The organism is Trinickia sp. NRRL B-1857 (assembly GCF_050470685.1).
GTDB lineage: Bacteria > Pseudomonadota > Gammaproteobacteria > Burkholderiales > Burkholderiaceae > Trinickia.
Window position 1 is genome coordinate 2,306,608 of the sequence record NZ_JBFLUK010000001.1, and the last position, 12,666, is coordinate 2,319,273.

Consider the following 12,666-nt stretch of genomic DNA (forward strand, 5'->3'; position numbering starts at 1 on the left):
ACGGCGTGCTAGCATGAATTCATGCGTCCGAACGGGAGCGCCATCATGGAAGAGGTCACTTACACCAAAGGGATCTACACGGCCACGCCCGGCGTGCAAGCGCTCGACGACGGCCGGTTTCAGGGCGTCGTCCAGCTTGCGCGCGACGACGCGACAGAGCCGGAGACGATGCTCTACGAAGTCAAAGGCGTCAGTGCCACCGTGACGGAAGCACTGGAGGAAGCGAAAGCGCTCGCGCACCAAATCCTCGGCGAAATCGAACTGTAGCCTGACGGCGCGCGCCCAAGTCCAATCGGAACAGGGAGGTTCAAGATGGCCGAAGAGCAATTCGTCTACGGCGTCTATTCGATCCATGTTCGGCCTATCGAACTCGAAGGGTCGCGTTGGGATGCCGAGTATGAGATCCGGCAGCAGGATAAGCCCGTGCAACGTTGGACGACGATAGGCGGCGACGCGGGCTACGCGAACGCCGCCGAGGCGATCGAGTCCGCTCATCGGCAAGCCGTGGCCGATGTAGAGCGCGGCGCGGGCGTGCCGAAACCGCGACAGTTTCCGTAGTCGCGCGCCGCGTTCGTGCGTGCTACGCTGCGCCGTTCACGACGACGCGCCGCCCACATGCACACGAAGACGCCCCCGCTCTCAGACTTACCGGATCTCGACGATTCCGAGACGAGCGCCGAGCCTCGGCGAGTGCCGCGTTCGCCCCATCGACGGCCCGCTCCGAAGCGGCGCGCGCCCGGCGGCAAGGGCGGGCGCCTTTTGCGCACCGGAACGGGCACCATCGTCACGCACGGGATGCCCGATCGCACCCGGCTCGATCTCTACCATCGTGCGCTGACGGCCCGCTGGCCGACGTTCTTCGCCTCGCTCGGTGCCTTCTTCCTATTGCTGAACGCTTTTTTTGCCGCGCTGTATTCGCTGGGTCACGGCTCGATCGCGAATCAGGCGCCCGACGGTTTTCTCGGTGCGTTCTTTTTCAGCGTCGAAACGCTCGCGACGGTCGGCTACGGCGACATGCATCCGCAGACGGTCTACGCGCACGCAATCGCCTCGCTCGAGATCTTCACGGGGATGTCGAGTATTGCGTTGGCCACAGGTCTGATTTTCGTGCGCTTCTCGCGCCCGCGCGCGCGCATCATCTTTTCGCGCAACGCCGTGGTGTGTCCGCTCGACGGGCGCCCGACGCTGATGTTGCGCGCCGCGAATGCGCGCCAAAACGTCATCGTCGAAGCAAAAGCGCGGCTGCGGCTCATGCGTCACGAGACGAAGCCGGAAGGCTACTCGCTCTGGCGCATCATCGATTTGAAGCTCGTGCGCGAGCAACATCCGATCTTCATGCTCGGCTGGAACCTCATGCACGTGATCGACGAATCGAGCCCCTTGTACGGCGAGACGGCCGAAAGCCTTGCGGCCTGCGAAGCGTCGCTGATGCTCATGATCGAGGGTGCCGACGAATGGACGACGCAGACCATGTACGGGCGCCACACTTGGGGATACGAGGATATCCGCTGGCGGCATCGCTTTGCCGATCTACTGCGTGACGACGAGGAGGGCGTCACGCACATCGACTATTCGAAGTTCGACACCTTGCAGCCGCTCGACGAATCGGGCGGCGCCTCGAGCGATCTGGGCTAACCGGCGGTAGGCTGACTCGCCCCGGCCGGCTACTCCCCGTCGTTGCGTGCCGAGCGCGCCCGCCGCACGAGATCGGGCAGACCGTCGTGCGGCCCCAGTTCGCGTTCGGGCCAATCGACCCAGCGATCGGGCCGCGTCGCTTCGTGAGCGTCGTTGCGCGGGTAGCGAATGCGGTTCTCAGCTTTCGCGGGCTCGCCGATCACCATCAGCCGGACCTCGCTTTCCGTGTTGTTGATGAACGTATGGCAGATGCCGGTGCCGGCGGGAAAGCCGACGGCGTCGCCGGGCGCGAGGCGGTGCAGATTGCCGTCGATCCACGCATCGGGTGTGCCTTCGAGTACGAACACGAATTCCTCCTCAGCGCTTTCGGCGTGCGGATACGACGTGCGGCGCCCGGGAAGCAGGCGTACGTGGTGAATGCCGATGCGCGAGAGGCCGAGCTTCGCCGCGAGCGGCGCACCGATCGCCATCAGTTCGGTATCGCCCTTGTAATGGGCGTTGTCCTCACCTTCGAGCTCGGTCCAGTGCCGGATAAAGCTAGGACGTTCCATTCGGTGTCTCCGAGAAATTTCCCGTCATTGTTCATGGGAATCGGAGCGGCGCGCAACTACGGAACAAAAAGAAAAGGACGCCCGCAGTGAAGCGGCGTCCTTTTCGAGATGCGGGGTGGCTCGGGAAGTCCGAGCCACAAATCGACCTACGTCCATGCACCGGCACGTTCGTCCGGGAGAGGGATGGGTAGGGCAGCGAGGGAAGCATAGCTGAATATCGCGCCGCCGCGATCGGTGTTTATCGAGATCGGTAACATGCCCCTTTCGGTTGAAGAACCGCGCAGTAAGGACAGGCATGGACTGGATTGATTTCGAGACCGCATTTTCGTCGGCTCGCGTAGGGCGCTACAACCTTAGCCGGGTGCACGCAATGTGGGCCGATTGGAAACACACGGAAGCAGGCTTCGCCGCGCGCAGGGAGCGGACTTCGCTGCCGCAGCCTGCATAAAGCCCCCGCCTATGCGCCTCGAAAAGTTTCCCTCCAATCTCGAACCTTGCGCGCATAAAACACCCTATCCAAGGGCCCCCGCAGGCGAGATAGCAAAAATCCTCCCCTTTTGCCGAGAAAGAATAGATCCTTCGCAGCCCCACATGCGTCATATCGTCACCGGCCCGGGGGCACAAAAGGATGAAGGAGACATAACCATGACCGCCCGCCTGCCGATCGACGGCACGCCCGCTCTATCCGAGTACAAGCTCACCGACAATCTCTCCGCCACAAGCGGACGGATCTTTCTGACCGGCACCCAAGCGCTCGTGCGCATCTTGCTCGCCCAGCGCGCACTCGACCGCGCTCAAGGCTTGAATACGGCCGGCTTCGTCAGCGGCTACCGCGGTTCTCCGCTCGGCATGGTCGACCAGCAAATGTGGAAGGCCAAAAAGCTGCTCGATGCGGCCGACGTGCGTTTCCTTCCGGCAATCAACGAGGAACTCGGCGGTACCGCCGTGCTCGGCACCCAGCGCGTCGAAGCCGATCCCGAACGCACCGTCGACGGCGTCTTCGCCATGTGGTACGGCAAGGGCCCCGGCGTCGACCGGGCTGGCGATGCGTTGAAGCACGGCAATGCCTACGGCTCTTCGCCGCACGGCGGCGTACTGGTCGTGGCCGGCGACGATCATGGCTGCGTGTCCTCGTCGATGCCCCATCAAAGCGACTTTGCGATGATGGCGTGGCACATGCCGATCGTGAATCCGTCCCATATCGCCGATATGCTCGAGTTCGGCGCCTACGGCTACGCACTCTCGCGGTTCTCGGGCGCCTGGGTCGGCTTCAAGGCGATCTCGGAGACGGTCGAATCGGGCTCCACGGTCGATCTCGATGCGCTGACGACGCACTGGCCCCTGCCCACCGAGTTCACGCCGCCGGCCGGCGGTCTGCACAACCGGTGGCCCGATCTGCCGAGCCTCACCATCGAAGCGCGCCTCGCGGCGAAGCTCGACGCCGTGCGCACGTTCGCGCGCACGCACAGCATCGACAAATGGATCGCGGCCAGCCCGCGTGCCGACGTCGGCATCGTCACGTGCGGTAAAGCGCACCTCGATTTGATGGAAGCGCTGCGGCGGCTCGACCTGACGGTCGCCGATCTCGACGCCGCCGGCGTGCGGATCTACAAGGTCGGTCTGTCGTTCCCGCTCGAGACGACGCGCCTCGAAACGTTCGTCGAAGGCCTGAAAGAAGTGCTCGTCATCGAAGAGAAAGGCCCGGTGATCGAGCAGCAGATCAAGGACCACTTGTACAACCGCACCGCACACGCGCGTCCCTTTATTGTCGGTAAGCACGACGCGCAAGGTCTCGCGCTCTTGTCCGATCTCGGCGAGTTGCGGCCCTCGCGCGTGTTGCCCGTGTTCGCCGATTGGCTCGCGCGGCACAAGCCCTCGCTCGATAGGCGCGAGCGCGTCGTCGATCTGGTCGCGCCGAAGATCCTCTCGAACGCGGCCGACAGCGTGCGCCGAACGCCCTACTTTTGCTCGGGCTGCCCGCACAACACATCGACCAAAGTGCCCGAAGGCTCGATCGCCCATGCCGGCATCGGCTGCCACTTCATGGCCTCGTGGATGGACCGAGGCACGACGGGCCTCATTCAAATGGGCGGCGAAGGGGTGGATTGGGCGTCGCATTCGATGTTTACGAAGACCAAGCACGTCTTCCAAAACCTCGGCGACGGCACCTATTTCCATTCGGGCATCCTCGCGATCCGGCAAGCCGTTGCCGCGAAAACGAACATTACCTACAAGATTCTCTATAACGACGCCGTCGCGATGACGGGCGGCCAGCCGGTAGACGGCAGCATTTCGGTTCCGCAAATCGCGAGGCAAGTCGAAGCCGAAGGCGTCTCGCAGTTCGTCGTCGTATCCGACGAGCCCGAGAAGTACGACGGCCATCACGGCCTGTTTCCGAAGGGCACCACGTTCCATCACCGGCGCGAACTCGATGCCGTGCAGCGCGAGCTGCGCGAAACGCCGGGCGTGACCGTCCTCATTTACGATCAGACCTGCGCCGCGGAAAAACGCCGCCGGCGCAAGAAAGGCGAGTTCCCCGATCCGGACAAGCGCCTTTTCATCAACGAGGAGGTCTGCGAAGGCTGCGGCGATTGCGGCGTGCAATCGAACTGCCTCTCGGTGGAACCGATCGAAACGCCGCTCGGACGCAAGCGCCGCATCGATCAATCGTCATGCAACAAGGACTTCTCTTGCGTGAACGGTTTTTGCCCGAGCTTCGTCACGATCGAGGGCGGCAAGCTGAAGAAAGCCGCCGGCGCGGCCTTCGATGAAGCCGCGCTCGAGCGCTGCGTCCAAAGCCTGCCGATCCCGCAAGCGGGCCTCGATGCGGCACCCTACGACATCCTCGTGACAGGCGTGGGCGGTACCGGCGTCGTCACGGTCGGCGCGCTGATCAGCATGGCGGCCCACCTCGAAGGCAAGAGCGCCTCGGTGCTCGACTTCATGGGCTTCGCGCAAAAGGGCGGCTCCGTACTATCGTTCGTGCGCTTTGCCGCGCGCGACGAATGGCTCAATCAAGTGCGCATCGATACGCAACAAGCCGACGTACTGCTTGCTTGCGACATGGTCGTCGGCGCAAGCGCCGATGCGTTGCAAACCGTGCGTCACGGCCGCACGCGCATCGTCGTGAACACGCATGCGATTCCCAACGCCTCGTTCGTCGGCAACCCCGACGCCGACTTGCATGCCGATGCGCTCGTCGACAAGATGCGTCACGCCGCAGGGGCCGAGCGCATGTCGAGCTGCGATGCGCAGGCGCTTGCGGCCAAGTTCCTCGGCGACACGATCGGCGCGAACATTTTGATGCTCGGCTTCGCATGGCAACTCGGGCTGGTGCCCGTCTCGCACGCCGCCCTCATGCGCGCGATCGAGTTGAACAACGTCGCCGTGCCGATGAACAAGCTGGCCTTCGCCGTCGGGCGCCTTGCCGCAGGCGCCCCCGACGCGCTCGAAGCGCTTTGGGCGGAGCGTCATGCCGCGCGCACGGCTCATGCAACGGGCGAGGCGGCGGAGGCCGCGCTCGATCTCGATGCGCTGATCGCCGATCGCGAGACGCGCCTTGCCGCCTACGGCGGCCCGCGTTACGTCGAGCGCTATCGCGCGCTCGTCGCCGCGGCCCGCGAGGCCGAGCGCCGAGTACCCACCGCGAACGTAGCGCGCTCGGTCGCGACGACCTTTTATCGGCTGCTGGCGGTCAAGGACGAGTACGAGGTGGCGCGCCTGCACACCGACGGTACCTTGCGCGCGGCGTTGGAAGCGCAGTTCGAAGGAACGGCCGGCAAGGACTTCACGGTGAAATTCAATCTTGCTCCGCCGGCACTCTCGAAAGCCAAGGGGAACCAAGTCCCGAGCAAAAAGACATTCGGCACTTGGATGTGGCCCGTGCTGGGGATGCTTGCGAAATGGCGCGGGTTGCGCGGCACGGCGCTCGATCCGTTCGGGCGTACCGTCGAACGCCGAATGGAGCGCGCGCTCGCAGGCGACTACGAGGGCACGATGCTGCGCGCCTTCGCCATCTTCGATGCCGTGAATGCCGACGACGTGGCCGCCCTAGCCGCGTTGCACGCGAAGGTCCGAGGCTACGGGCACGTCAAGCTGCGCAACCTCGCCGGCGTGAAACGCACCGAGCGCGAACTGGCGACTCGCCTCGGCCTGGACGCCGCCACGAGCCCAGCCGTGCAACAAGCGCTCGACGAAATGAAAGGCGCCGGCTCGCTGCGCGGCATTCCGGTCGTGCTCGCCAAGTAACCCGCTTGCGGCGACGCGCTACGGGTCGCGCCGATTGTCGGCGCGACTCGCCCGCGCGCGAACGCGTTACTTCGGCGAGATCCAGTTTCCGTTCGCGTCGAGTTGGCGATAAGCCTTGAAACCGGTGGCCTCGGCAATCACCGCCATATACACCGCCTTGCTGCGATCGCCTTTCTCGTTGAACGTGATGTCGCCCGTCGCGCCCGTGAAGCCCGACACTTTGTGCAGCGCCGCGACGATATCCGCGCTCTTCGTCGAGTTGGCGGCGGCGATCGCCTTGGCCGTCACCGCCACGGCGTCATATTCGTAGATCGAATACGGTCCCGGCACGGCATCGGCGCCGTACGCCTTCTTGTAATCGGAAACGAAGCGCCGGGCCTTTGCGCTCGTCAAAAATTGCGGTAGCGGCGCCGTCGTGCAAATCATGCCCTTGGCCGCCGAGCCGGCGGTACGGATCAACGTCGGATCCGTCGTCCCGTCCCCGCCCATCACGTATTTGACCGGCAATTTCAATTGCCTCACGTCTTTCGCAATTAGCGCGGCCTCGGGGTAATAACCGGTGTAGTAGACGACGTCGGGCTTGAGCGCGCCGACGTTCTTCGCAACGTCGGCATAATCCATCTGCCCCGGCGTCACCGCATCGTCATACACCACCTCGAGGCCTTCCTTATTCAACGCCTGAACGGTGTTCTCAGCCAGCCCCTTCGAATAGGTCGTGTTGTCGTTGACGACGGCAACGGATTTCGCGTGCAACACTTCCTTCATGAACTTCGCGGCGAACGGGCCCTGCTCGTCGTCTCGTCCGATGGTTCGAAACGCTTCGCTCCAGCCTTTCTCGGTCAGTTCGGGATTGGTCGACGCATCCATCACGAAGGCGATACCCGCACCGTGAAACACGCGCAGCTCGGGCAGCGCGGCGCTCGAGCAATAGCCGCCCGCCACCGCCACGACGCCTTTTTGAACAAGCGCTTGCGCGGCCTGCGCCGCGGCATCCGCGTCGCACTTGTCATCTTCGCTGACGAGTTCGATCTTCTTGCCGAGCACGCCGCCTTTCGCGTTGATGTCGTCGGCCGCGAGCTGCGCGCCGTTCAGGATGTCTTTGCCGGCTCGCGAATAGCTGCCCGACAGCGGCACGGGAACGCCGATCTTGATCGTGTCTTGCGCCTGCGCGTGCGCCGCATCGGGCACGATCGCCATCGTCGATAAAGCGAGAATGGCCGCCGCTAGCGGCGAATGCCGAACCATCATGTCTTAGCTCCTTTTGCTTTTTATCGATCAGAGCGCGTCTCGGCCAGCGATGCAGCGAGCGTCCCAATGCGGTCGCGGCGCGCATATCGCAGGTAGCAATACGCGCGCCGCACGCACCGAAAAGGAACACACCGGTCGCGCCTATCCAGATGATAGGCGCCGAGACGGACAGATCAAGCCGCCGGCGCAAAGGCGCGGCGGCGGTCCGGATGCGCTTACCCCGCAGCCTCCTCGTGCCAGTCGATGTCGCCGCAGAGCACGCACAGGCGCTCGCCGATACGGACGGCCATCGACAGCGTCACGCAAGGTAGCGCTTCGTTGATCGACAGGTAAGGCTTCGTCGCATGAATGCGCTCGGGCGTCTCGATGGCCGCGTTGAAGTAAGGCCGGCGCATCCAATTGGCGCCCTGCGCGTCGGCCACCGGCAAAAAGCGCGCCTCGTGGCCCGCGCGATCGGCGCGCAGCACGACGTTGCGCCCCGCCTGGCGCCCGTCTTCGTCGAGTAAAAAGCAGCGCGCCGCATGATCGAGCGCGAGAAAGTTCCAGCACACTTCCTCAAGCGGTTCGCCTTGGGCCAGGCGCTCGCCGGCCCGCCCGAACGCATGCAGGTACGGCGCGAGCCGGCCCGCCCGCAACCGCTCGCGCGCGGCGCTATGCTCGCGATGGTGCTGCGCCAGCGCTGCGATCCGGTCGCCCGCATAAGCGCTGTCCGCCGTGGCGGGACTCGGACGTCCGAAATAAAAGCCTTGTACGAAGTCCGTGTCGCACGAAAACGCGAGCTGCGCCTCGTGCTCCGTCTCCACGCCTTCGACGAGCACGAGCTTGCCCGCTTCGTGCAGCATCGATACGAAGCCCGGTAGGATCGCCGCCGCTTGCGTGCGATGCGCCGCTTGCGAAAGCATCATGCGATCGACTTTCACGATGTCGGGATCGAGCTGCCAGATCCGCTCGAGATTCGAATCGCCGGCGCCGAAATCGTCGAGCGCGATCAGGAAGCCTTGCTCGCGAAACAAGCGTGCCTCCTCGGCAAGCTTATCGAAATCTTCCGCGCGCACGGCCTGCAACTCGATCACGATGCGCCTCGGCGATAAGTTCAGGCGCTCGAGGTGGGCGCGAAACGCCGCGGCATGGTACGAGTCGGCCAGCGCACCGGGGTGGACGTTCAAAAATAGCCACTCGCGCTCCGCTTTCAGCGCCTTGAAGTTTTCGAGGTGCAATGACTGTGCAAGACGATCGACATAGTGCAACTCGCCTTGGCGCGCGGCATCGCCGAACACATCGAGCGGCGGCACGGGGCGATCGAAGATGTCATGCGCGCGGAGCAAGCCTTCGTAACCGACGGCTCGCAGGTGAGACAAACTAAAAATCGGCTGAAAGACGCTCGAGAGCGTGAGGTCGCGATGGCGCAGCGCGTAGCGTTGCTGGCCCGAGGTCACATCCGATTCGAGGGCCAGCCCGGCGGCGGCATCTTCACGCACATGGGTCACCATGACGCGCCCCCGGCACAACGAACATTTTTATCCAAACGACTGCGGATGCTGCTACGAACGCGAAAGGCAAAAAACATGATCGACGGGCTCCCTCGTTTTGTTTTTCACTGTAGTGGTAGCCGTGACGAAAGCAAGCTCTATGCTTGCGCGCTGTCCCAACATGGGAGCGCCTGTGCGGGCGATGCGGCGGGCGTCGCACCGAGCGCGGACGGGGCGCTTGGTGCGCCACGACGCGGCGCGAGGCGCACCACCGCGGTGCACCCGGTACGCCGCGCCCCGGGCGCTCCCCTCAAAGAACGGGGCCGCGCGCCAGTTCGCGCCTGAGCAGCGCGTACAGGATGATCGCCCCGAAGGTAGCCGTGCCGATGCCGCCGAGCGCGAAGCCGCCGAGTTGCAACGAGAAGTTGCCCGCGCCGATCACGAGGGTGACGGCTGCGACGATCAAGTTGCGGTTGTCCGAGAAGTCGACCTTGTTGACGACCCAGATGCGGGCGCCGGTCACGGCAATGAGACCGAACACGACGATCGAAACGCCGCCGAGCACCGGCCCGGGAATCGTTTGGATCACCGCGCCGAACTTCGGCGAGAACCCGAGCACGAGCGCGATCACGGCGGCCACGACGAACACGAGCGTCGAGTAAATTTTCGTGACGGCCATGACGCCGATGTTTTCGGCATAAGTCGTCACCCCCGTTCCGCCGGAGAAGCCCGACACGATCGTGGCAAGACCGTCGCCGACGAAGGCGCGACCGATATAGCGGTCGAGGTTTTGCCCCGTCATCGCGCTGACTGCCTTGATGTGTCCGAGGTTTTCGGCCACGAGTATCACCGATACGGGCGCGAGCAGCAGCATCGCATGCGGATCGAAGACCGGCGCCGAGAAGTGCGGCAGGCCGAACCAGGCAGCCTGGCCGACAATCGAAAAATCGATCGGTTTGCCGAAGCCCATGCCGTTTGTCGCGATCGCGTAGATCGCATAGGCGATGACAAGGCCTACGAGAATGAGCAGGCGCTGCATCATGCCGCGCGTGAACACGGCGACGATGCCGACGCACAGTACCGTGACGATCGCCATCCACGAATCGAACGTCGAACCGCTGACGCTTTTGACGGCGATCGGTGCGAGGTTCAGACCGATGACGGCGACGATCGACCCTGTGACGACCGGCGGCATCAGCGCCTCGATCCACTTGGTGCCGACCGCGCCCACGATGAGGCCGATGATCGCGTAGACGACGCCGCACGCGATGATTCCGCCGAGCGCAACCGGGATATTCGCGTTAGCGCCGTGTCCCGCGTAGCCGGTCACGGCAATGACAAGGCCGATGAACGAGAAACTGGAGCCGAGATAGCTCGGCACGCGCCCGCCCACGAGCACGAAGAACAGCAGCGTGCCGATGCCCGACATGAAAATGCACAGGTTCGGATCGAAGCCCATGAGCAGCGGGGCAAGCACGGTCGAACCGAACATCGCGACGACGTGTTGTACGCCCATCGCGAACGTCTGCGGCCACGGCAAACGCTCGTCGGGCGCGACGACGCGTCCCTCGGTGGCGCGCGGCGCGACGCGCCAGCGCGGAAAATAGGATTCGGCCATGCTGGTTGGGCTCCTTCACGCGGGTGGAAATCGCGCCGCCTCGTTGCGGCGGCGCATTGGAATCACGCGCGAGTTTAAGGACGGCAATAACCCGTGACAAGCGATTAGCGGCAAGACGTGCGGGAAAGGAAAACGCCGGCAGGCGCCCAACCGGCGCCTGTCTTCACCACGCGGGCCGCTACGCCCCGAGGTGGAATACGGCGACGGCCGACTTGAGTTGTCCCGCTTGGCTTGCCATCGAGCTCGCGGCCGCGGCCGCTTCCTCGACGAGCGCCGCGTTTTGCTGCACCGTACGATCCATCTGCGATACGGCGATCGTGACTTGCTCGATCCCCTTGCTCTGTTCGCCGGACGCCGCCGAGATCTCGCCCATGATATCGGTCACGCGCCGCACGGCATGCACGACCTCGGTCATGGTCGAGCCCGCGCGCTCCGCCAGCTCCGCGCCGCTATCGACGCTCGTCGTCGAGGCTTCGATCAACGCTTTGATCTCCTTGGCCGACACGGCGCTGCGCTGCGCGAGCGAGCGCACCTCACCGGCCACGACCGCGAACCCGCGGCCTTGTTCGCCGGCACGCGCCGCTTCGACGGCCGCGTTCAGCGCGAGAATGTTGGTCTGAAATGCGATGCCCTCGATGGCCGCGATGATATCGGTCATGCGTTTCGAGCCGTTTGCCAGTTCACGCATCGTCGCAACGACTTCGCCCACGAGGCTGCCGCTCTTGACGGCGATCTCCGAGGCCGCGCCGGCCAGCGTGCTGGCTTGACGCGCATTGTCGGCGTTGTGACGAACGGTGGAACTCAACTCCTCCATGCTCGACGCCGTCTCCTCGAGCGAAGCCGCTTCTTGCTCCGTGCGCTCGGACAGATCGGCATTGCCGCGCGCCAACTGCTCGGATGCCCCGGCGATGGCCTCGCTGGAATTGCCGATACGGGCGACGATTCCCGCCAACCGATCGCGCATGTCCTTTAAAGCCCAAAGCAGGCTCGTCGTATCGCCGACGCGCGTTTCGATACGCACCGACAAATCGCCGCCTGCAATTCGGCTGGCGATTTGAGCGGCATAGCCCGGCTCGCCGCCGAGCTGCCGCGACAGCCGCCGCGCGATCAGCCAGGCCAGCGCGCAGCCGGCGATCAACGATGCGCCCATAAACGCGAACATGATTGAACGCATCGACTCGAAGCGCACCGTCGATTCGGCCACGCTGTCGCTCGCGACCTTATGCTTATAGCGAATCGCCTGTTCGAGCGATCCGCGCAGCGCGTCGCTGGCGGCGATCACGCCACGGACCATGGCGTCGTGATCCATACCGGCGGGCATCGGTTCCGTCGCGGCCTGATAGCGGATGTACTTATCCCAGTCCTGCTCTTTCGCGCGCACGTCGCCGACGATCGCACGGCCTTCGTCGGTCGTAACCGTTTCTCCGAAGCGATCAAGATCTTGATGAATGTTGACGAGTGCGTCGGCCATGCGCCGTTGCAGCCGCTGCTTGGACGCGTCGTCGGCGGCAAAGCCGAGGTTCGCGCCGGACAGATCCGCGTCGAGCCGATACTTGTTCGTTTCTTCGATGGCATAAAGGCCATCCATCTGCGAGGTGCCGAGGTCGGCGGCGATGCCGTGCATCGTGGCCAGCCCCCAGACGCCGACACCGCCGACGACCATGCCGAAGCCGATGACGACGGCAAAGGCAAGCAAGAGCTTACCGAGCACCGTCATGCTGTCGAGTCGATTCATTTTGGGGTCCTTACGAGTTTCCGAAAACGGGCGCACAGCGATGCGATGAACGCTCGGGCGCACTCGTTCCTGATTACGGCAGACCCCGCCCAAGATTTATACGTCTATTCCATGAATAAACGGGTGCATATATGCAAGGGTCGCACCCGATAGCGGTTTTCC

General features: G+C 64.2%; 9 protein-coding genes. 4 read left to right on the forward strand and 5 right to left on the reverse strand.

The genetic code is table 11. From position 1 onward, the window contains the following. Nucleotides 1-45 precede the first annotated feature (45 nt). From AB1286_RS10250 to AB1286_RS10260, 3 genes are read left to right on the forward strand one after another with little or no spacing between them, the layout of a single operon-like run. Nucleotides 46-267 carry a hypothetical protein gene (locus tag AB1286_RS10250; protein WP_430363177.1) on the forward strand — a complete coding sequence of 74 codons (222 nt, stop codon included), beginning with the start codon at nucleotides 46-48 and terminating at the stop codon, nucleotides 265-267. Nucleotides 268-312: 45 nt separating this feature from the next. After that, entirely contained in the window at nucleotides 313-558 is a 246-nt protein-coding gene (locus tag AB1286_RS10255; RefSeq protein WP_430363178.1) for a hypothetical protein, read from the forward strand. 57 nt (nucleotides 559-615) lie between these two features. After that, nucleotides 616-1,635, forward strand: coding sequence for an ion channel (locus tag AB1286_RS10260; protein ID WP_430363179.1), 1,020 nt, complete (start codon nucleotides 616-618; stop codon nucleotides 1,633-1,635). A 29-nt stretch (nucleotides 1,636-1,664) separates the two neighbouring features. On the opposite strand, the gene AB1286_RS10265 is transcribed toward AB1286_RS10260, so the two are convergent. Beyond that, nucleotides 1,665-2,186, reverse strand: a complete 522-nt coding sequence (locus AB1286_RS10265) for a cupin domain-containing protein (protein ID WP_430363180.1) — start codon at nucleotides 2,184-2,186, stop codon at nucleotides 1,665-1,667. A 645-nt stretch (nucleotides 2,187-2,831) separates the two neighbouring features. On the opposite strand from AB1286_RS10265, the gene AB1286_RS10270 reads away from it, so the two are divergent. After that, nucleotides 2,832-6,434 (forward strand): indolepyruvate ferredoxin oxidoreductase family protein, encoded by a 3,603-nt coding sequence (locus AB1286_RS10270; RefSeq protein WP_430363181.1) that lies wholly within the window; start codon nucleotides 2,832-2,834, stop codon nucleotides 6,432-6,434. Between the two features lie 66 nt (nucleotides 6,435-6,500). Here the strand turns inward: AB1286_RS10270 and AB1286_RS10275 are convergent, their stop codons facing one another. The 4 genes from AB1286_RS10275 to AB1286_RS10290 all read right to left on the reverse strand — a co-directional run bounded on the left by AB1286_RS10275 (nucleotide 6,501) and on the right by AB1286_RS10290 (nucleotide 12,504). Further along, nucleotides 6,501-7,682 carry a branched-chain amino acid ABC transporter substrate-binding protein gene (locus tag AB1286_RS10275; RefSeq protein ID WP_430363182.1) on the reverse strand — a complete coding sequence of 394 codons (1,182 nt, stop codon included), beginning with the start codon at nucleotides 7,680-7,682 and terminating at the stop codon, nucleotides 6,501-6,503. A gap of 215 nt (nucleotides 7,683-7,897) precedes the next feature. Further along, nucleotides 7,898-9,172, reverse strand: a complete 1,275-nt coding sequence (locus AB1286_RS10280; protein ID WP_430363183.1) for an EAL domain-containing protein — start codon at nucleotides 9,170-9,172, stop codon at nucleotides 7,898-7,900. Between the two features lie 289 nt (nucleotides 9,173-9,461). Then, nucleotides 9,462-10,769 (reverse strand): solute carrier family 23 protein, encoded by a 1,308-nt coding sequence (locus AB1286_RS10285; RefSeq protein WP_430363184.1) that lies wholly within the window; start codon nucleotides 10,767-10,769, stop codon nucleotides 9,462-9,464. A 178-nt stretch (nucleotides 10,770-10,947) separates the two neighbouring features. Continuing rightward, nucleotides 10,948-12,504, reverse strand: coding sequence for a methyl-accepting chemotaxis protein (locus AB1286_RS10290; protein WP_430363185.1), 1,557 nt, complete (start codon nucleotides 12,502-12,504; stop codon nucleotides 10,948-10,950). Nucleotides 12,505-12,666: the final 162 nt, after the last annotated feature.

Bases quoted from the DNA above. Each gene is read 5' to 3' on its own strand.
- AB1286_RS10290 (WP_430363185.1), bottom strand. From the start codon at position 12,504: ATGAATCGACTCGACAGCATGACGGTGCTCGGTAAGCTCTTGCTTGCC.
- AB1286_RS10275 (WP_430363182.1), bottom strand. From the start codon at position 7,682: ATGATGGTTCGGCATTCGCCGCTAGCGGCGGCCATTCTCGCTTTATCG.
- AB1286_RS10260 (WP_430363179.1), top strand. From the start codon at position 616: ATGCACACGAAGACGCCCCCGCTCTCAGACTTACCGGATCTCGACGAT.
- AB1286_RS10265 (WP_430363180.1), bottom strand. From the start codon at position 2,186: ATGGAACGTCCTAGCTTTATCCGGCACTGGACCGAGCTCGAAGGTGAG.
- AB1286_RS10255 (WP_430363178.1), top strand. From the start codon at position 313: ATGGCCGAAGAGCAATTCGTCTACGGCGTCTATTCGATCCATGTTCGG.
- AB1286_RS10285 (WP_430363184.1), bottom strand. From the start codon at position 10,769: ATGGCCGAATCCTATTTTCCGCGCTGGCGCGTCGCGCCGCGCGCCACC.
- AB1286_RS10270 (WP_430363181.1), top strand. From the start codon at position 2,832: ATGACCGCCCGCCTGCCGATCGACGGCACGCCCGCTCTATCCGAGTAC.
- AB1286_RS10280 (WP_430363183.1), bottom strand. From the start codon at position 9,172: ATGGTGACCCATGTGCGTGAAGATGCCGCCGCCGGGCTGGCCCTCGAA.
- AB1286_RS10250 (WP_430363177.1), top strand. From the start codon at position 46: ATGGAAGAGGTCACTTACACCAAAGGGATCTACACGGCCACGCCCGGC.